At 67.8% G+C, this 19451-nt stretch carries 12 protein-coding genes and 2 pseudogenes; 9 read left to right on the top strand and 5 right to left on the bottom strand.

What is annotated here, in order from left to right:
* Nucleotides 1–85 precede the first annotated feature (85 nt).
* A pseudogene (gene clpB, locus ACFWV8_RS15280) lies at nucleotides 86–2677 on the top strand (ATP-dependent chaperone ClpB); the annotation flags it as partial.
* A gap of 248 nt (nucleotides 2678–2925) precedes the next feature.
* A complete protein-coding gene (locus ACFWV8_RS15285) occupies nucleotides 2926–3471 on the top strand; it encodes a YbjN domain-containing protein (protein WP_329384161.1) in 546 nt (181 codons plus the stop codon).
* A 145-nt stretch (nucleotides 3472–3616) separates the two neighbouring features.
* On the opposite strand, the gene ACFWV8_RS15290 is transcribed toward ACFWV8_RS15285, so the two are convergent.
* Nucleotides 3617–4504, bottom strand: a complete 888-nt coding sequence (locus tag ACFWV8_RS15290) for a hypothetical protein (RefSeq protein WP_384201278.1) — start codon at nucleotides 4502–4504, stop codon at nucleotides 3617–3619.
* 394 nt (nucleotides 4505–4898) lie between these two features.
* Nucleotides 4899–5342: a hypothetical protein gene (locus ACFWV8_RS15295; RefSeq protein ID WP_384201281.1), complete on the bottom strand. Its 444-nt coding sequence runs from the start codon at nucleotides 5340–5342 to the stop codon at nucleotides 4899–4901.
* 89 nt (nucleotides 5343–5431) lie between these two features.
* Between ACFWV8_RS15295 and ACFWV8_RS15300 the strand changes: the two genes are divergently transcribed.
* A complete protein-coding gene (locus ACFWV8_RS15300; protein WP_384201284.1) occupies nucleotides 5432–9301 on the top strand; it encodes a CHAT domain-containing protein in 3870 nt (1289 codons plus the stop codon).
* Between the two features lie 25 nt (nucleotides 9302–9326).
* Here the strand turns inward: ACFWV8_RS15300 and ACFWV8_RS15305 are convergent.
* Nucleotides 9327–9761 (bottom strand): annotated as a pseudogene (locus ACFWV8_RS15305) (aminotransferase class I/II-fold pyridoxal phosphate-dependent enzyme); the annotation flags it as partial.
* 251 nt (nucleotides 9762–10012) lie between these two features.
* Here ACFWV8_RS15305 and ACFWV8_RS15310 point away from each other — a divergent pair.
* Together ACFWV8_RS15310 and ACFWV8_RS15315 are read left to right on the top strand one after the other, a co-directional pair.
* Nucleotides 10013–11122 (top strand): aminotransferase class I/II-fold pyridoxal phosphate-dependent enzyme, encoded by a 1110-nt coding sequence (locus ACFWV8_RS15310; protein ID WP_384201287.1) that lies wholly within the window; start codon nucleotides 10013–10015, stop codon nucleotides 11120–11122.
* Nucleotides 11123–11699: 577 nt separating this feature from the next.
* Nucleotides 11700–12821: a hypothetical protein gene (locus ACFWV8_RS15315; protein ID WP_384201289.1), complete on the top strand. Its 1122-nt coding sequence runs from the start codon at nucleotides 11700–11702 to the stop codon at nucleotides 12819–12821.
* Nucleotides 12822–13372: 551 nt separating this feature from the next.
* Here ACFWV8_RS15315 and ACFWV8_RS15320 read toward each other — a convergent pair.
* Nucleotides 13373–14725: a tetratricopeptide repeat protein gene (locus ACFWV8_RS15320; RefSeq protein WP_384201292.1), complete on the bottom strand. Its 1353-nt coding sequence runs from the start codon at nucleotides 14723–14725 to the stop codon at nucleotides 13373–13375.
* 170 nt (nucleotides 14726–14895) lie between these two features.
* On the opposite strand from ACFWV8_RS15320, the gene ACFWV8_RS15325 reads away from it, so the two are divergent.
* The 4 genes from ACFWV8_RS15325 (at nucleotide 14896) to ACFWV8_RS15340 (ending at nucleotide 18720) form a co-directional block, all read left to right on the top strand.
* The gene (locus ACFWV8_RS15325; protein ID WP_384201294.1) at nucleotides 14896–15474 is read left to right on the top strand and encodes an ATP-binding protein; all 579 of its coding nucleotides are present in this window, start codon (nucleotides 14896–14898) and stop codon (nucleotides 15472–15474) included.
* A 214-nt stretch (nucleotides 15475–15688) separates the two neighbouring features.
* Nucleotides 15689–15925 carry a hypothetical protein gene (locus ACFWV8_RS15330; RefSeq protein WP_354606458.1) on the top strand — a complete coding sequence of 79 codons (237 nt, stop codon included), beginning with the start codon at nucleotides 15689–15691 and terminating at the stop codon, nucleotides 15923–15925.
* 147 nt (nucleotides 15926–16072) lie between these two features.
* Complete coding sequence (locus tag ACFWV8_RS15335) at nucleotides 16073–16423, top strand: hypothetical protein (protein WP_384201299.1); 351 nt, start codon at nucleotides 16073–16075, stop codon at nucleotides 16421–16423.
* Nucleotides 16424–17187: 764 nt separating this feature from the next.
* Nucleotides 17188–18720 (top strand): P-loop ATPase, Sll1717 family, encoded by a 1533-nt coding sequence (locus ACFWV8_RS15340; protein WP_384201301.1) that lies wholly within the window; start codon nucleotides 17188–17190, stop codon nucleotides 18718–18720.
* A 474-nt stretch (nucleotides 18721–19194) separates the two neighbouring features.
* Here the strand turns inward: ACFWV8_RS15340 and ACFWV8_RS15345 are convergent.
* Nucleotides 19195–19451 (bottom strand): tetratricopeptide repeat protein (locus ACFWV8_RS15345; RefSeq protein WP_384201304.1); only part of this gene is annotated, 257 nt, incomplete at its 5' end.

The raw sequence follows: 19451 nt of genomic DNA on the forward strand, positions 1-19451 counted from the left end.
TGAGTGGAATAGACTCAACTTTGCGTACGTTGGGTGGGTCAGGTTCTTTGGGGACGGACCCTGCGCCGAGGAGGAGAGACCGCACGTGGACGCCGAGCTGACGAACAAGAGCAAGGACGCCTTCAACGCCGCCACCGAGCGCGCGGTGTCGGCGGGCCATGCCGAACTGACACCCGCGCACCTGCTCCTGGCCCTGCTCGGGGGCCAGGACAACGAGAACGTCACCGACCTGCTCGTCGCCGTCGACGCCGACCAGGCCGAGGTACGGTCCGGGGCGGAGCGGCTGCTGGCCGAGCGGCCCAGCGTGCGGGGCTCCACCGTCGCCCCGCCCGCTCCCGACACCAGGCTGATCGCCGTCGTCACCGACGGCGCCAGGCGGGCGAAGAAGCTGGGCGACGAGTACGTCTCCACCGAGCATCTGCTCATCGGGATCGCGGCCGAGGGCGGCACGGCCGGAGACCTGCTGGAGCGGCAGGGTGCCGGCGCGAAGAGGTTGCAGGCCGCGTTCGAGAAGGCAAGGGGAGGACGCCGGGTGACCACACCTGACCCGGAGGGCCAGTACAAGGCCCTGGAGAAGTTCGGCACCGACTTCACGGCCGCCGCGCGTGAGGGCAAGCTCGACCCGGTCATCGGCCGGGACCAGGAGATCCGCCGTGTGGTGCAGGTGCTGTCGCGCCGTACGAAGAACAATCCCGTACTGATCGGCGAGCCCGGCGTCGGCAAGACGGCCGTCGTGGAAGGGCTCGCGCAGCGCATCGTCAAGGGCGACGTGCCGGAGTCCCTGAAGAACAAGAAGCTGGTCTCCCTGGACCTGGGCGCGATGGTCGCGGGCGCCAAGTACCGCGGCGAGTTCGAGGAGCGGCTGAAGACCGTCCTGTCCGAGATCAAGGACAGCGACGGGCAGATCATCACCTTCATCGACGAGCTGCACACCGTCGTGGGCGCGGGCGCCGGCGGCGACTCCGCCATGGACGCGGGCAACATGCTCAAGCCCATGCTGGCGCGCGGCGAGCTGCGCATGGTCGGCGCGACGACCCTCGACGAGTACCGCGAGCGCATCGAGAAGGACGCCGCGCTGGAGCGGCGCTTCCAGCAGGTGCTGATCGCCGAACCGAACGTCGAGGACACGATCGCGATCCTGCGCGGCCTCAAGGGCCGGTACGAGGCGCACCACAAGGTGCAGATCGCCGACGCGGCGCTGGTGGCCGCCGCCGCGCTCTCCGACCGCTACATCACCTCCCGCTTCCTGCCCGACAAGGCCATCGACCTTGTGGACGAGGCCGCGTCCCGCCGCCGTATGGAGATCGACTCCTCGCCCGTCGAGATCGACGAGCTCCGCAGATCGGTCGACCGCCTCCGTATGGAGGAGCTGGCGCTGAAGAACGAGTCGGACGCCGCGTCCAAGCAGCGTCTGGAGAAGCTGCGCCGTGACCTCGCCGACCGTGAGGAGGAGCTGCGCGGTCTGGAGGCGCGCTGGCAGAAGGAGAAGCAGGGCCTCAACCGCGTCGGTGAGCTGAAGCAGAGGCTGGACGATCTGCGTATGCGGGCCGACCGCGCGGAGAACGACGTCGAGAACCAGGACCTCGCCACCGCGTCCAGGCTGCGGTACGCCGAGATCCCCGACGTGGAGCGGGAGTTGGCGGAGGCCGCCGAGGCGGAGCAGGAGGCCGCCAAGGACCCCATGGTCAAGGAGGAGGTCGGCGAGGACGAGATCGCCGACGTCGTCGGGTCGTGGACCGGGATCCCGGCCGGGCGGCTGCTGGAGGGCGAGACGCGCAAGCTCCTCCGTATGGAGGCGGAGCTCGGCCGCCGGCTGATCGGTCAGACGGAGGCGGTCGAGGCGGTCTCGGACGCGGTACGGCGCACCCGCGCGGGCATCGCGGACCCGGACAGGCCCACGGGCTCGTTCCTCTTCCTCGGACCGACCGGCGTCGGCAAGACCGAACTGGCCAAGGCACTGGCCGACTTCCTCTTCGACGACGAGCGGGCCATGGTCCGTATCGACATGAGCGAGTACGGCGAGAAGCACTCGGTCGCGCGGCTCGTCGGGGCGCCTCCCGGTTACGTCGGCTACGAGGAGGGCGGCCAGCTCACCGAGGCCGTCCGCCGCAGGCCGTACAGCGTGGTCCTGCTGGACGAGGTCGAGAAGGCGCACCCGGAGGTCTTCGACGTCCTGCTCCAGGTCCTGGACGACGGCCGGCTCACCGACGGGCAGGGGCGGACGGTGGACTTCCGCAACACCATCCTGGTCCTCACGTCGAACCTCGGCAGTCAGTATCTGGTCGATCCGATCCCCTCGGCCGAGACGAAGAAGCAGCAGGTCCTGGAGGCCGTACGAGCCTCGTTCAAGCCGGAGTTCCTGAACCGGCTGGACGATCTCGTGGTCTTCTCCGCCCTCTCCAAGGAGGAGCTCGCCCGGATCGCCGACCTGCAGATCGGCCTGCTCGCCAAGCGGCTGGCGGACCGCCGCCTCACCCTCGACATCACGCCGGATGCCCTGGCCTGGCTCGCCGACAAGGGCAACGACCCCGCGTACGGCGCGCGGCCGCTGCGCCGGCTGATCCAGACCGCGATCGGCGACCGGCTGGCGAAGGAGATCCTCGCTGGCGAGGTCGTGGAGGGCGACACGGTACGGGTGGACCGCGCGGGCGACGGGCTGATCGTGGGGCCGGCGTCGCGGGAGCGGGAGCCGGGGGCGCGTACGGGGGAGTCGGGGCCTGGCGCGGGGTCGCCTTCTTTGGAGAAGACGCCGTAGGACGCGCGGGTACGGGTCCTTCCGGCCGGACCCCCGGGCCCGTCACCGCAACGGTGGCGGGCCGGCCCTGCCTTCCGCCGGATTGTCGACGGGGTGCGGGGTTGCGGCCCGGGTATCGCGGCTAGGGTCGTTGTCAGACAACGGCATGCCTTCCTCAGGAGAATCAAGCGATGACCATCGACCCGTCCTCGATTCCGAACTTCGGGGCCCAGCCCCAACCGCAGGCTGCGGGACCGGCGGGCCCTGTCGTCCCCGACCAGGATCTGGTCAAGCAGCTCCTCGACCAGATGGAGCTGAAGTACGTCGTCGACGACGAGGGTGACCTCGCCGCGCCGTGGGAGGACTTCCGTACGTACTTCATGTTCCGCGGTGAGGACGACCAGCAGGTCTTCTCGGTACGGACCTTCTACGACCGGCCGCACGCCCTTGAGGACAAGCCCAAGATCCTCGACGCGATCGACGACTGGAACCGCCGCACGCTGTGGCCCAAGGTCTACAGCCATGTGCACGAGGAGGAGGACGGCCCCACGACCGTCCGGCTCATCGGCGAGGCCCAGATGCTGATCGGTACCGGGGTCAGCCTGGAGCACTTCGTGTCGTCGACGGTCAGCTGGGTGCGGGCGTCGATCGAGTTCGACAAGTGGCTGGTGGAGACCTTCGGGCTGACGCCGACGGAGGACAAGCCCACCGAGCAGAAGCCGGCCGACGAGGCCTGAGAGGCCGCGCGTACGGCCCTGGTGTCTTGCGGCACCCGACAGCCCGGCGAGAGCCGCGATCAAGCACGATCGCCGTTCTCGGCCGGGCTTTCGCGAGCGCGCAGCCGGTGGGGGCGGTGGCGATGGCGGGTTGCCGCCGCGCCCGTCAGTCCGCCTTGCGGAAGACCTCCGACATGCTGTCCCCCGTGTCCGGCGACAGCGGGCCGCCCGTCGCTTCCGGGGGTTCCAGGCCCACCAGGACCGCCAGGTCCCGGGCGTGGACGTCCACCGCCGCCTCCACGAGGGATGCCAGCGACTCCACCGCCTCGCGGGCGCGGGAACGGGCCATCAGCGTGCAGCCCAGGGCGATCAGGGCCGCCGGCCACCACCACGCGGCGACGGCGAGATAGCCGAGTGACCACGCGCCGAGCCGTGCCGCCGTGGCGAGAGCGAGGCGTGCGGACTCGATCTGGCGCTGGGCCGGTTCGGCGAGGATGAGCCACAGGCGGGGCCAGACGGCGGCGAGGTCGATGCCGTACGCCGCGTGGACGCGCGCGGCGGCTGCCGCGAGCCGGTCGCCGTACCAGGTGGGGCGGCTCGGTGGGACCAGGGCGATACGGTCGCGGGCCCGGGTGAGGCGTTCGATGTCGGCCGCCGGGGTGGCGGGGTCGCGGATCGCCTCGGTCCGTTCGTGGTCGAGCCGCTGCCAGGCCGCGTGGCGCCGGCTCTGGAGCCGGCGCCCGAGCGGGAAGCGGCTCTCGCGCAGCCAGAAGCTCTCGACGGCGGTCCCGACGGACTGGGCGGCCAGCGACAGCGCCGATGAGAGCAGCAGGATCACCGCCACCGCGATGGCCGCCGTGCCCGTACGGTCCAGGACCGGCCGCGCGGTCAGGTCGTCGAGGGCTTCGCGCAGCCGGTCGATGTCGTGCCAGTGGGTGTGCCCGAGGGTGGTGCCCGCGGCAACGACTCCGAGGAAGAGCGCGCCGGGCAGCACGAGGAGGTTGAGCCAGCGCTCGGTGAGCTTGGTGCCGAGCGTGACGAGGAGGGGGTTCACCGGCGCGCGAGCCTGGGCCGTGTCCGACGATTGGCGTCGTCCGCCGGAGGGGCGGGGCGCGCGGCGTCCGGCGCGTGCGCTCGCAAGGCGGAGGACCGGTCTCGTACTGGGCGTACTTGGCCGACCCCGACCCCGACAACGCGGCGAGCGTGCGTGCAGGGCGTTGCGCGCCAGACGCCAATTGTCGGACAGGGCCCAGGTCCTGTCCGGAGAGTTCCGTCCGGCCCGCGCCCGCCGCGGTGCGGTCGACCGCTCGTCGGCACGAGCGCTCTCTCCGTAGCCCTTCGGGCACGGGAAGTGCCTCCGCCTTGCGATCGCACCCACCAGCCGCCGTGAGCCCGGCCCCGTCGGTGGGCGGCGCCGCTGTCGCAACACGCCCTGGGCGCGACCGTGCTCATGTCGTCTGGTCCCGGCGCAGGCGTTCCTTGCGCATTCGGGTGCCGTTGAGCGCGCACGGTGGCGCCGGGCGGAGGTCCTTCGCCGGTTCGCGGCGCGTGCAGAGGACCGTGCCGGGGCAGAGGGCGACCTTGATCATCGGGCGGATGCCCGGGATCGTCGGACCGGGGTACGGCCGGCCCGGCCCCACCCGAAGCTGGCCGCCCAGCCCGCGCGCGTCGCCCGCCCGGAGCAGCGCCTCGTCCAACTCCCGGAAGGCCGCGTCGAGTTGCCCGGGATCCGCCGTGGAGCCGGGCGCGAGCAGTGCCCTGGCGCGTTCGGTGGCCGCCGAGACCTCTTCGTCCGTGCGCCAGAGCCCGTCCCGTGCCCCCAGCAGCGCGCACAGAGCCGCGATGGAGCTGGCGCGTGGACCCTCCCCGTACGCCGTGTCTGATCCGGTCATGGCCTCAAGTGTGCCTTGGGCGGGCACGCTTGGGCCGCCGTCCAACACAATGGGTCAGTTGTCGGACGGGAGCGGAGGCAGGCGTGCGGGTGCGGGGCAGAAGCCGGGACGGCCTGCTGGGCGCGGTGACGGGACGGCTGGACCGCGCCATTCAACGGGGCGACGGGTCACTGGTGTTCGGCCCGGAGGCCGACGCGGAGCTGGCGGCGTTGCTGCGCGGCTGCGACCTCCGAACGGACATGGACGCCCGGCAGGCGGCCGGCTGGCTGTACTGGGCCCGCTGCGGTGAGCTCGGCGAGGGAAAGGGCGCGGAGGAGGGCTCGTGCGCGGGGATGCTGCTGCTTCCCGTCTGGGTGTGCGACCGGGCGGCCGTACCACCGGAGTTGGCGGCACTCTGGGCCTCGCTGCCCCCGGAGTCCTGGCCGGACCCCGCCGACGCCGACGGGCCTGAGGTGTGGAGCGGGGTGTGCATGGCCGCCACGGCCGCCGGTGAGGGCCGTCAACTGCCGGGCCTGCCACCGGAAATGGCGAGGGCCTTCGAAACGCAGGGCGGTTCGCCCGACTTGGTGCGCGCGCAGGCGATCGCCGCCGGCCGGCTCTCCGTGCTCGCCACCGCCGCCGACGACCCGGAGCTCGCCGTACGAGTCTCCCGCCTGGCAGACGCGCTGGCCGTGGCGGCGCGCGCCTGGGACGACGACGCACTGCGCGAGGAGTCGGCGCACCTCGCCGAAGAGGCGTTACGCCTTGGCCGCCGCTCCGTCCGGCTCAGTCCGGCCGCAGACCCGGAGCGTCTGACCCGGCTCAGCGATCACGGGCTGGCGCTGGTGGAGCGGTACGAGCGGACCTCCGACGGGGAGGACCTGGACGAGGCAGCCGGGATCGCCCGCGACGTACTGGCCCAGACGGACGACAACCACCCCGACCTCGCCCGCCACAGAAGCATCCTGGCACGGGCGTTGAGCCTGCGGCTGGACCGGTCGGGCGGCACGGTCGAGGAGTTCGACGAGGTCGTCGCGCTCAGCAGGGGCGCCGTGGCCGGGAACCCGCTCGGACCGGGCTCGGCCCTGGCCGATCTGGCCCTCATGCTGGTGAAGCGGTACGAGCGGACGGGTGAGCTCGCCGACCTGGAGGAGGCCATCGCCGTACTGGCCCGGTCGCGCCAGGAGGTCTGGGCGGATCCGGGCCAACGGACCCGCGCCGACGGGCAGTTGGGCCTCGCGCTGCGGCTGCGGCACGCGCGCATCGGGGACGTACGCGACCTGGAGGAGGCGCGGCGGCTTCTGCGCGACGAGGAGCCCCGGGACACCGCCGGGACGTCCGGCCGTACGGTCCAGCGGCTGGTCAACTCCGCCCTGGAGCTGCGCGGGCGGTACGAGCGCGGCCTCGGCGCCCCGGAAGATCTCGTGACCGCCGTGGCCAGGATGCGCGAGGCGCTCGCGATGCTGCCGCCAGGTCACGCGTCCCGGCCCGGCGCACTCACCAATCTGGGCGCGGTCCTGCTCTCGCTCCATCAACAGTCGTCCGACCTCGCGGTGTTGACGGATGCGGTCGACGCGCAGCGCGAGGCCGTCCGCGAGACCCCCGCCGGACATCATCTGCTCGGCGGACGGCTGATCAATCTCAGCGCCGCGCTGATGCTCCGCCACAACAGGCTTCAGGATTCGGCCGATCTGGCGGAGGCGCTGGACTGCCGGCGGCGGGCCGCCTCGCTGCCCGGCGCGTCCGCGTCGAAGCGCGCGGCGGTTCTCTCCGCGACGGGCGGCGCGCTGGCGCGTACGGCGGGACGGACCCGCGACGTGGCCACGGCCGACCAGGCTGTGGAACACATCAGGGCGGCGCTGGAGCTGACCGACGCGCCCGATCCGCTTCTGCCGCAGAGGCAGTTGTCACTGTCGCTCATCCTGCTCTCGCGTTTCGACATCACCCACCGGCGCCGGGATCTGCGAGAAGCGCGGGGGGTGCTGGAAACGGCCATCGCCGCCGTGCCCGAAGGATCGCCGCTGCGTTCGAACTTCCTGATGACGGCGGCCGTTCTCCAGCGGGCCTCGCTGCGTGCGGGGTGGTTCCCGGGAGCACACGAACGGGCGGTCCGGCTGCTGCGGGAGGCCGTCGACGCGACGCCGCCGGAGCACCCGAATCTCACGACCCGGCTCTCGGCGCTGGGTGAACTGCTGGCCGAACGGTACGCACGTACGCGCGCGGTGGACGACCTCAGGCAGTCCGCCGCGGCCTTCCGCGAGGCGGCGCTCGAACCGCAGTGTCCGTCCTCGGAGCGGCTGGACGCGGCCTGGCGGTGGGCGCGCGCCGGGATGGAACTCGGCAGACCGGATCTCGCGCTCAAGGGGTACGTCGTCGCGGTCGACCTGATGCCGGTCCTCTCGCCGCGTCATCTCCTCCGTGACGACCAGGAGTTCCGGCTCGGCGGGACGGTGGGGCTGGGCGCGGAGGCTGCGGCGTGCGCGGTCCGGTGCGGTGAACCGGGGCTGGCGGTACGGCTGTTGGAGCAGGCTCGCGGGGTGCTGCTGGCGCAGGCCTTCGACGCGAACAGCGACTTGACGGAACTGGGCCGCAAGGCACCGGAGTTGGCGGAGGAGCTGGTCAGGCTGCGGCAGGGACTCGACGCGTCGACGGACGAGTTGGTGCCGGAGCCGGAGGACTCCTCGTACGAGCCGTCCGTTCCCCTGGCCCCGGCCAGCGACCGGCGGCAGCGGCTGACCGCCCAGTGGGACGGGCTGACCGCCCGGATCCGCGCCGAGCACCCCGAGTTGCGGCTCTTCCGGTCCGTACGCGACTGGGACGACGCCGAGTTGGGCGCGGCAGCCGCACAGGGGCCCGTCGTGCTGGTGCATGTGCCGCCCGCCGACAGTACGGGCGGCGCCGAAGCCCCGGCCGGTGGCGCCCTCCTGGTGACCGGGGGCTCGGTCGAAGCGCTGCCGCTGCCGCTGCTGACCGCGCCGGCGGTCACCTCTCGCACCGAGCGTTTCCACGACGCGCTCGCGCGGATGAACGCGCCGGGGAGCGGCCACGAGGAGGCGCTGCGGGCCCAGGGCGAGGTGCGGGCCACGCTGGACTGGCTCTGGTCCGCCGTCACAGGTCCCGTCCTCGACCGGCTGGGCCTCGAAGTCCCCCCGGAGGGGGAGGAGTTGCCGCGGATCTGGTGGTCGCCTGGCGGACTGCTCGGCACGCTACCCCTGCACGCCGCGGCGCCGGACGGCAATGGGCCGGGCGCCCTCGACCGGGTGGTTTCCTCGTACGCCCCCACGCTCCGTACGCTCCACCACGCCCGCACACGCGCCCCGGCGCGCCCCCGCTCCGACGCCCCTGCCGCCGACACCCCTGCCCCCGACGCCCCGGGCGACTCCCTCCTGATCGTCGCCGTCCCCGAGGCGGACGGGCTTCCCGCGCTGCCCGGCGCGCGCGAGGAGGCCGACTGGCTCGCGCGACGGCTGCCGTACGCCACGCTCCTCGCCGACGGCGCCGCGACCCGCGCCGCGGTCGACGCCCGCCTGCGCGACCACGCGCACGTCCACTTCGCCTGCCACGCCGTCAGCGATCCGCTGCGCCCCTCGAACGGCCGGCTGGTGCTGCACGGCCCGCCCGACGCGTCTCCGACCGTGCGCGATCTCGCCCGGCTGCGCCTTCCCGGCGCCCGTCTGGCCTATCTGTCCGCCTGCGACACCATGCGTATCAGCGCCGAACTCGCCGACGAGTCCGTGCACATCGCGAGCGCCTTCCAGATGGCGGGCTTCCCCCATGTCGTCGGCTCGCTCTGGCCGGTGGACGACAGGATCGGGGCGCGGGTCGCGCGCGGGCTGTACGAGCGGCTGGACCCCGCCGACGGCGGCCCGCTCACCGTCGACGGCACGGCGCGCGCCCTGCACCGCGCGGTGTGCGAACTGCGCGCCGAGTACCCGCGTACGCCGAGCCTGTGGGCCTGCCAGGTCCACGCGGGGCCGTAGGTCATTCCCTGAAGTCCTCGCGCGCTCACCCCGCCGCGAGCGTCTTCAGCCGGTCCGCCGCGTCCGCCAGGACCTCCGCGCGCTTGCAGAACGCGAACCGGACGAAGGGCGCGCCCTGTTCCCTGTGGTCGTAGAACACCGCGTTCGGCACGGCCACCACCCCGCACCGCTCGGGCAGCGCGCGGCAGAACGCGAAGCCGTCGCTCTCGCCGAGTGGCCGGATGTCGGTGGTGACGAAGTACGTGCCCGCCGGCCGGTAGACCTCGAACCCGGCCGCCACGAGCCCGGCCGACAGCAGGTCGCGCTTGGCCCGCAGATCGTCGCGCAGGTCCTCGAAGTAGCTGTCCGGCAGCCGCAGCGCCTCGGCGACGGCGTACTGGAACGGTCCGGCCGACACGTACGTCAGGAACTGTTTCGCGGCCCTGACCGTGGTCACCAGCTCCTGCGTGGCCGTCACCCAGGTCAAGCCCTGTTTATACACTCCCTGACGTGGAGCCGCCGACCTCGGGGGATGGCTTGGCTATGCCCACCGATGGCCCAGTTCCTCCGGTGCGCGCCTATGGTGAGGGCCGAATCTCCTGGTGGACGGACTCGGGAAAGCGGGACTGCATGGATACGAGGGAGACGGCTGATGTGCGCGGGTCTGTGGGCTCGGCGGACTGGAGTCCTGCGGCGCGTGTACGAGGCATGGGTACGTCGATCTTCACGGAGATGACGGAGCTGGCGCGGCGCACCGGAGCGGTGAACCTTGGGCAGGGAGTGCCTGAGCTGGACAGCCCGGCCGCGCTGCTCAAAGACGTGGCGGACGCGGTGCTGTCGGGCAGCAATCAGTACCCACCCGCTGTCGGCTTCCCTGCACTGCGGGAGGCGGTCGCCGCTCATCAGCGCCGGCGGTACGGACTCGACTACCGGGCTAGGGGTGAGGTCCTGATCACCACAGGTGCGACGGAAGCACTTGCGGCGGCTGTGCTGGCGCTCTGCGACCCCGGTGACGAGATCATCGCCTTCGATCCCTGCTACGACGCTTACGCGGCGGATGCCCGGCTTGCTGGTGCCCGACTCATTGGCGTTCCCCTGGCCCTCGAGGGCGACGGCTTCGCCCTGGATATTGACGCGCTGCGGGCCGCTGTGACGTCGCGTACGCGGGTGCTGTTGCTGAACTCCCCGCACAACCCCACGGGCAAGGTTTTCACTACGGATGAACTGGCAGCGATCGCGGATATCTGCCGCGAGCGATCGCTGATGGTCGTTACGGATGAGGTGTACGAGCACCTCGTATACAACGATGGGGCGCGGCATCTGCCCATCGCGACCCTCCCGGGGATGTGGGAACGGACGCTGATTGTTTCCTCGGCCGGCAAGACCTTCAACGTCACGGGCTGGAAGGTTGGTTGGGTCTGCGGCCCGGCTGCGCTCGTCGCTGCTGTGAATTCCGCGAAACAGTTTCTTACGTACGCCTCCGGCTCGCCGTATCAAGAAGCTTTGGCGCGGGCCCTCGGCTCGGTAGAGGAGTGGGCGACGGGCCTACGAGACACCCTGAGGGGAAGCCGGGATCTGCTAAGCGAGGGCTTGAACCGGGCGGGGTTGCGTTCCTTCCGCGCGGACGCGGGTTACTTCGTTCAGGCGGACGTGCGCCCGTGGGGCTACGCGGACGGTGTTGAGTTCTGCCGGGATCTTCCGGAGCGAGCTGGCGTGGTGGCTATCCCCACTTCGGCGTTCTACGTGAGCGCGGGCGCTCCGTCCTGGCTGGTGCGCTTCTCGATTTGCAAGCACGAGGACTCGATCCGACAGGCCATTGACCAGCTGATCGAAGCTCGCTGAAGGCCCCAACAGGATCAAGCTGTTCGGCTCCTCGGCCTTGGTGGGTGGGGTGTGCGGCCGACTTTTCCTGTACGGCAACGTTGACGCTGCCGTACAGGATTCCCGTCAGTTATGCGGCTGAACAAGGTGACCCGAGCTGCATTTGGCCTTCCTCAAGAGCTATGCGCGGACTGCGGTGATCAATGCAGCAACCGCCCCGATCAGTGTCGCAACTGGAGTGAGTACGACCAGAAGGCGACTCATCCACCGAGAGGTGTCCGCGCTAGGCTCCCGCTCTGGGGGGCGCTGGGGTTCCATCTACTTCGTTCTCCAATCTGCACGAGCCAGCGAGGTAGGCCGTTGCAGGCTCGTTCCGGCTAGGACCTGCACCCACCATCCCGTGGGTGAGTAGGGTTTCTCTCTTGCACCCCATGCAACCTGTCCGCTGCACCGGTCACGACCGTGACGGCTGAACCCGGCAACACCCAGACAGGATCAGCCCAGTTGACCTAGGCTCAGGTGGCTAAGTCTGGATGGTCCCGGACGTCACCGGACAGGAACAGACGATCCCGCCCATGGCCAGGAGAAGGAGACTTCGATGGACGTAGCGAGTCAACTTCGGGAACTCCGAGCTCGCGCCGGCAATCCTTCATATCGAACCTTGGAGCACTTAATTGGCCGCCAAAGAAGACCTCAGAAGATGGCCCGCTCCACAATCCAAGAGAAATTAGCAGGAAAAAGCTCTCTAAACCTGCCGCAAATCCTTGCCGTCGTAGATGCGTTGGCCGAATATGCGCAGGCAAATGACGTGCCTCTACCGAAGCACGAGACCGATCGAGAGGTTTGGCAAGACAGGGTAGTGGATTCCTTGAAAACACTACGCAGCGATGCCCGTGTCGGATCGGAGGATCAGAACAGGGAAATCAGTAGAAACCTGGAATGGGATATTGAGCCATTGCGACAAGCCCAGATGGAGGACCTTATAGATTTGGTCCACGACTGCCGATCGAAACCTGTTGCCGATTGGCTTCCTCAGGTGTTGCGAGCCATGATGCAGGCGGAAATGACAGTGACCGAATTCCTGAAAAAAGCCGCCGAAGATTCTCCCCAAGGTGTCGTTAACACCGTAAGAGCTCTAGATCGTGAGTTCCCCTACGAAGGCGGAGTTGTGGGCTGGGGTGGATCTAGTAGAAGCGATGCCAATAGAGAGACCGTCGGCTGGTTAGTTAACTTTTCGGCAATGCGGCATGGGGAGAGTTCCGCAGCAGCCATTGTTGTGGGTTTCAGACGCTCCAACGTTGCGGTTTACGTAGAGGAATTCTTGTCCCGTATAGCAACTTGGTTCCGCTCCCCTGGAATCGAGAATGCGGTTGACAAGTTGCGGGCTGCTGCGCTGGGAAAAGATGCAGACTTCGTACTCAGCTCAGTAGCACGCCGCCAATCGAATCGCGTTCTTGAAGTTGTAGTGCACTTGCAGAAAACGGAGCGTATAGCGGACGCGAGTAAAGTGCTTAGCGCGATCGGCTCTCGGGGTGTCTATCAAATCCGAGGCGTCGTTAAGAATTTCGAAGATAGAGGCGCCTCGGAGGCGATGTTGTTGGAAATCGCGCAAGGTGTCAGCTACGAAAAGTACGATGAATACATAGAGAAATTCAAGGAATGGGGGCATGAGGAATTCGTGGCTCTGCTGCGCCGGGCCTCGGAGGAGCCACCTTTTTAGGGCTTACGTGGAAACCCCACCCGGACTGGCGTCCGAGTGGGGCGTCCTGTTGCCTGCGCGTGCGTCCACCGGGTGCGCAACACATCCTCGGGTGTCGGTCCCGCGCCGAGTATTACTGCGTGAACTCGGGCACGCGTACATAGTCACTCCAGCGTCGCTTGCACGCTCGATTCATCGGACGAGGATGGGCGCGTATGTCCATTTACGCGGCATTCACTCAACGACGACGCCCGCACCTGACCATCGCTTCGCCTCCGGGAACGTGAGAGCGCACGTTGATGATCTCCTCGGCGGACAAGACCTTTTCGTGCGGATGCTGGGTACTTCTTGCAAGCAGATGATGGTCCCCCTGGGTACGCGGACGGCGGGGAGTTCTGTCGGGATCTGCCAGAGCGCGCGGGCGTTGTCGCCATTCCGACATCGGCGTTCTACGTAAGCGCCGACGCCCCGGCCAGGCTGGTCCGGTTCTCGTTCTGCAAGCGTGAGGAGTCGCTGCGAATGGCGGTGGATCAGTTGATCAAAGCTCAGTGACGCAACCGTGCACGTGGCAGTCAGAACGGAAGTTCCGGCGTGCTCGCGCCGCGCGTGATGGTCAAGATCCGTTCGTGGAAGTCGCGCGTAGACGCCTCGCGAGGGAAGCGGGCGCGGAGTTCGTTGTCCAGCTCGTTGGCGACCAAGAGCAGGGACGGGAGAGACTTCCGGTCGGCTGCAAGGGCCGCAGTGCCCATGCCTACGGCTTCTTCTATTTCACCGGTCCGGGCGGCGGCGACTCCGAGAGTGAGGCGGGCTTCTGCGGCACGCATGGGGGAGATCTCGGTGCCGTCGGGCCCGGTGCTGATCTGGATTACCGACCGGGCGTGGCCGGCGGCGCGTTCGTCGTCTCCGAGCAGGCGGTAGGCGTCCATCTCGTAGAAGTCCCACTTGTCAGGGTCGATGATGAAGTGGTGTTCGGGGTGATCCGGGCGGGCCAGGCGGTCCAGCCTTGCTCGGCCGGCGTCCAGGGAGTCGCGGACCAATCGCGCGTCTCCCATCCGGGCTGCCGCGCGTGCCTTGTGTGCGTACAACTGCACGCCGACGGAGTGCGTCTGATCGGCGAGGTGTCCGGCTTCCACTGCGGTGAGCATGTCTGACCATCGGCTCTGGGTGAGGGCGAACCATGCCTCGATCTCCCACGCCCATGCCTTGATCTCGCCGTGGCCGGCTTCATCGCCGATGCGGAGTGCGGCGGCCTTGCTGAGGTTGGCGGCTTCCCGCTGGCCCCGGTCGTACTGGACGCACGCGTTGAGTAGGAACAGCCAGCCCGCGTTGACGAGCAGTTCCCGGTGCTGGCGCAGTGTCATCCGGCTCTCAAGCTGCTTGGTGACGTACTGCAAGCCGTTCCGAGTGCGCTGGTGCAGGTAGTCGGCATCGGCGTACGGGTAGGCGCGGGCCAACTGGTCGATGCCCTGCTCGATCGACTCCAGAGCTGCGCTGTTGATGCTGGACATCTCCGTTCGCCGCAGCAGTTCGGCGATGTCCCACAGCCCCGCACCACCCTCCGCGAGCAGGGTGCTCGGGTCCTCCGCCTGGGATGTGTTCGCTCGCCGCTCCAGCTCCCATGGGCGTGGGGAGAGTCCAGCGAGGTGGCCGGGAATGCGTAGTCCGTCAACCACTTCGAGGATCTTGCGGTACTGGGTGATCCGGGGGCGAACGCCCTTGCCTTCGGTTTCGTCCTTGGCCATCTTGCCGATGTGCTCGCGCTTGTAGCCGACGGCCTCGGCGATCTTGGCGTAGCTGATCTTGCCGTGCAGCCTGGCGAGTCTGAAGACCTCGCCGAAATCGTGGTTGGCGATCGCGGAGCGGACGTCCGCGCGCTCCAGCACGTGCGGCGGCAGTGCTGCGGGCGTCGGAGCAACTTCGGCCATCTCACTTCCCCTGATGATTGACCTGTCAACTCTTCGGGGTGCGTCTCGCGAGTGTACCCACGAGGGGGGTCCCCAAGAGGGGGGAGCGACGGCTGGTGCAAGGGGTGCATCCTCGGGCCACCCTGCCGGGAACGCCCCGGTAGACGTGACCGAGGACGGTCGATCGTGTCATGGCAACCGGAAAGATCACGCAAAGCTTACTCCCGGCAGCAGAGGCGGGATTCGTCGGGCCTGCGGAGGTAGCGGCAGCAAGCCGCTTTCGCGCGCTCACACTCTTCGCAGACGCAGAGGACACCCCGCTGGCGGCGCGGCGTATAACGGTCGGGACGCTCAGGAGCTGGGATCTCGGCGATCTCGCCTACGACGTCGAACTGTGTGTCTCGGAATTGGTCGGCAACGTGGTGCTTCACGCCATCGCCGACCGCCACTCGACGGAGCCCGGCCACCGCCCGGTGATCACACTCACCCTGCGGTCCTGGCCTCGGTGGCTGTTCGTGGATGTGGCCGACGAAGACTCAGACCCACCCACGCTGCCGCTCGGCGACGGCTTCGGCCCGGACCTGGCCGAGGATCTCCCGGAAGCGCTGCTACCCGATCACGGGCGGGGGCTGCACATCGTGCGCACCCTGGCCGACGGCTTGTGGTGGACGCCTGACGAGGGCGGAGGCAAGAGCGTCTTCTGCCGCTTCGACCTCGGCGGTTCTGTCGGAGCGCCATCGATGACCACTGGCGAGCGGCGGTCGGCGTGATGACACGGATGTTGGCGATGCGGGTACGGCGCGGCGACGCGATCAGCGACCGGGGCCGACGGCGAGAGGTCAAGGCAGTGCGCTCGGGTCGGGGTGGCTCCGGGGGGCCGGCGGTGGTCCTGATCTTCAAGTCGGGGCCTGCCCTGCGGGTGAACGCCACAGACGTGGTGAAAGTGGAGCGGGGCGGACGCCGTTCAGATAAGGAGGGGCGCCGATGACGACGAGGGAGGTGTGGCGTTACGCGAACTGGGCGTTGCACACGGATACCTCGGGAAGCGGGCCGATCTACGTAACCGAGTGCACCTCGTGCGGCGAATCCTCCGGGGCGGCGGACGACAGGGAGGGCCCGGAGACCTGGTGCCTCAAGCACGCGGGACGCACCGGTCACACCGGTTTCCGGAGCGTGATCACCAGCTTCTTCCGAGCCTCGCTGGTGGAGGGCCCCCGATGACCTGTCGATAGTCCGGCGCGAGCCGGAGCCGTGCACAACAACCGCTGACGCAAGACCGGACCACCCCGTGACCTGGCGGGCTGGGGGTGGTCCGGTTAGGAATCCCATGATCAGGACCCTGGTGCCGATGGTACCGGGGCCGTCGTCGTGATCTCGTTCGATGCGCCCCTGATGGACAGTCATCAGCCAGTACGGGGAAGGGACTTGACGCAGATGTGCGACCACGCGGGTTTCGAGGGCGAGGAGTTCAACCCTGAGGCGGTGTTGTGGGTTCGCGGGGTCGACTACGTGGCTGGCTGGCGCGATGCCGGGCAGGCAGCGGCCGAACTGGGCGACGCGCTGACGGCCGTTGGTGTGGACACGGCGGGGGCAAAGCTCCGGGCGGGGGCGGCTGATGACGGCTCGGGGGTGGTGCGGCTGGAGTTGTCTGCGGAGACGGCGCAAGAGGTGGCGATGCTGGCCAGGGTGACGGCGGCGCGGTTGCGTAAGGCCAGTTGAGCGCTCGCCGGCGTCGTGAACTCGTGAGCGCCGAATGTCAGCTCTCGGCACGGCAGCCGCTACCGGACGGAGACGCTGGTGTGCGTTCCGTCCGGCTCGTTGAGGTCGACGACCTTCTGATCCGTAGCTCTAGCGGGATCGGGTCGGCAACGGCCATACCGGCCGCCACGAGGCTCCGGACGGACGCCACTAGACGGAGAAGGTTACTGAGGTTGCGGTACTGCTGGCACATGCGCCTGGCTGGAAGACCTCTTCGCCCCGAAGCAATTCGGGATACTCGCTGGCCATGGGCTGCCGTGTCTGTCATCTGCGCAGATGGTCCGCTGACGTCCACGGTTGTTCGTGGTTGTGCTTCGTGGTTGTCACGCAGTTAGACACTCAGCTGGTTGTCCACCAGACCAGCCGTCCACTCAACGATCTTGGTCCTGTGGCCGTGGTCTGCGTGGTCAACGATCACTCCGCTGTCTTCAGCTCTCAGCAGAGGCAACCCATGGGATGGAGCATGTTCCCCTGGCCTCAGGCGGGGCCGACTACATTGGCGTGGCCGTCAATTCGGCTGTACGCGCCGAATCGTTGCTGCTCGATGACCTGCCGGGTTACGTAAGTGTCGACTGGGGGGCGTGGCAACAGTCTTGACCCTGGTGGTTGGCAGCCTTCTGCCGGTGAGGGGTGCTCAGGCGGCGTTATGTCTCGTAGACTGCAGAGACTGTGGGGGTAAGGGGCTCTGGCGGCGGGAAAGCGCATTAAGCGCACTGGGGGGAATCATGAAGAGGCAGATAATTGAAGAATTCTCGCTCGGCCAGAGGGTAGCCGAGGACGAATTTGATCAGCTCGCCGCTTACTTCGTTGAGACGGAGCAATGGAAAAGTGTGTGGCGTGGCGACGTAGATGTGATCTATGGGCCGAAAGGCTCCGGTAAAAGTGCCATATATTCCACCCTGATGGCGCGCGAGGAGCAGCTGTTCGATCGCGACATTCTAATTCGAGCGGCAGAGAATCCCAAAGGGACCCCGGCTTTCAAAAGCCTAACCGAGGAACCGCCAATGCCTGAGGAGGCGTTTGCGGGGCTGTGGAAGTTGTACTTCCTGGCTTTGATTGCCGACGCCTTCGAGGATTACGGGATCAGGGACGAAGGGGCCCGGAAAGTCGTCCGCACTTTGACTGATGCCCAGCTTCGTCCAGGCGGTAAAGCATCCTTGCGGCAGCACGTGAAAAATGCTTTTGAGTACGTTCGCCGCCTCATGCGGCCGAGTGAAATAGAGCCTTCTGTGGCGCTGGACCCCAGTACGGGGGCTATCGCAGGATTTAGCAGCCGCATATCTTTCAGTGAGCCTAGCGTGGCCGAAAGGGCTAGGGGTGATATCTACGTTGATGATCTACTTGACGTTGCGAACGCATCCCTTGTCGACTCGGGTATAGAAATATGGCTGTTGCTAGACAGGCTTGACGTGGCTTTCGCGGGCGAGCCTGATCTTGAGAAGAAGGCCTTGAGGGCGCTGTTTAAGTGTTACCTCGATCTGAACGGATTCGATCGAATACACCTTAAGATCTTTCTTCGCACGGACATCTGGAAGGCAATAACTGATTCCGGCTTCCGTGAAGCCAGCCACATCACTCGTGATCTCGTCTTGCACTGGGACGGTGCCGCCCTGCTGCAACTTGTGGTCCAACGCTTGGTGCAAAATGGACCTCTGGTCGAGTTCTATGGTGCGGAACCAAAGGCCGTGACAACGGGCACCAGCGCGCAGCAAGATTTCTTTTATCGGGTATACCCGCCTCAGGTGGAACTCGGATCGCGCAGGGCTCAGACTTTCGACTGGTGCTTGACGCGTACGCAGGATGGGACCAAGCGTACTGCGCCACGTGAGTTGATTCACCTGCTCACTGAGGCTCGTCGAGTTCAGCTGAAGCGTTTAGAGGTCGGCGAACCGGAACCGGATGGAGAGCACCTGTTCGATCCTTCAGCGTTGAAGGATGCCTTGCCTCCCGTGTCTGAGGTGCGTCTGGATAGAACTCTTTATGCAGAGTACCCAGATGTCCGGCATCACCTGGAACTGCTTGAAGCGCAAAAGACGAATCATAGTGTGCAAAGCCTTTCCTCGATCTGGCAGGAAAGCGAGGAGCGTACAAAGAAAATTTGCACCCGTCTCGTAGAGATCGGATTCTTCGAAAAAAGGGGAGAGCCGCCATCCCTTCAATACTGGGTGCCGTTTCTGTATAGACCGGCATTGCATCTTGTGCAGGGGAGTGCAGAGGGTGTCATTGACTCGCCACCTGATGGAGAGTCTCCTTCTTAGGGCGGCGTCGACACAGCCTCCCCCGGCTCCCGTCCCGTCCGCCTTCGGCCCACACTCCGTGGAGCGGGCGTGGTTCAGGGCGTCAAGGTGGAGCGCGCCACTGTACGAACGACCTTGACGCCCTGGGCCGCGACTGCTCGGCTTTGCCTGAGTCGAAGGTGGTCGGGACGGGAGCCTTAACGCCCGCCACCAATCCGCCGGCACCCGCGAACGGCGCCTCATCCATCCCGGAGTCTGAGCGCCCCCGCCGGAGGCATGTCTTGTGCCTGCCGTTTCCCTGGGTTCAGGCTCGCTCGCTCTGGTTGCGCGACTGGCGTAGCCGGGGCCCGGAGTGGGGCGGAGACAGGAGCGGCGGGACCCGGCGGGGAGCCGGGGAGCGCGCGGCGAGCGGAGCGAGGCGCCTTGAGTAAGTAGAGACAGGTTTCGACGCTCCCCGCACTGCGGCGATCTCTGATCTCCGGGCGCGAGTTGTTGTCAGCGGGGGTGTGAACGCGCCTGCTGCAAGTTGTCACGCACGACGCGAGTCATGGGGTGGTTTTCGCCGAAGAGACGGGCGCTGTCGATGAGGGCTTGCTCGAACAGGGTGATGGCCCGCCCCGGATCCTCCGCCGACCAGTAGGCGGCCGCAAGGTTGTTGCGGGAGGCGAGGGTGTCGGGGTGGTCCTTGCCCAGGATCCGCAGGCGGTCGGTGAGGGTCTGTTCGTACAGGGTGATGGCACGTCCCAGGTTTC

This window comes from Streptomyces sp. NPDC058665 (genome assembly GCF_042714995.1).
Classification (GTDB): Bacteria; Actinomycetota; Actinomycetes; order Streptomycetales; family Streptomycetaceae; genus Streptomyces.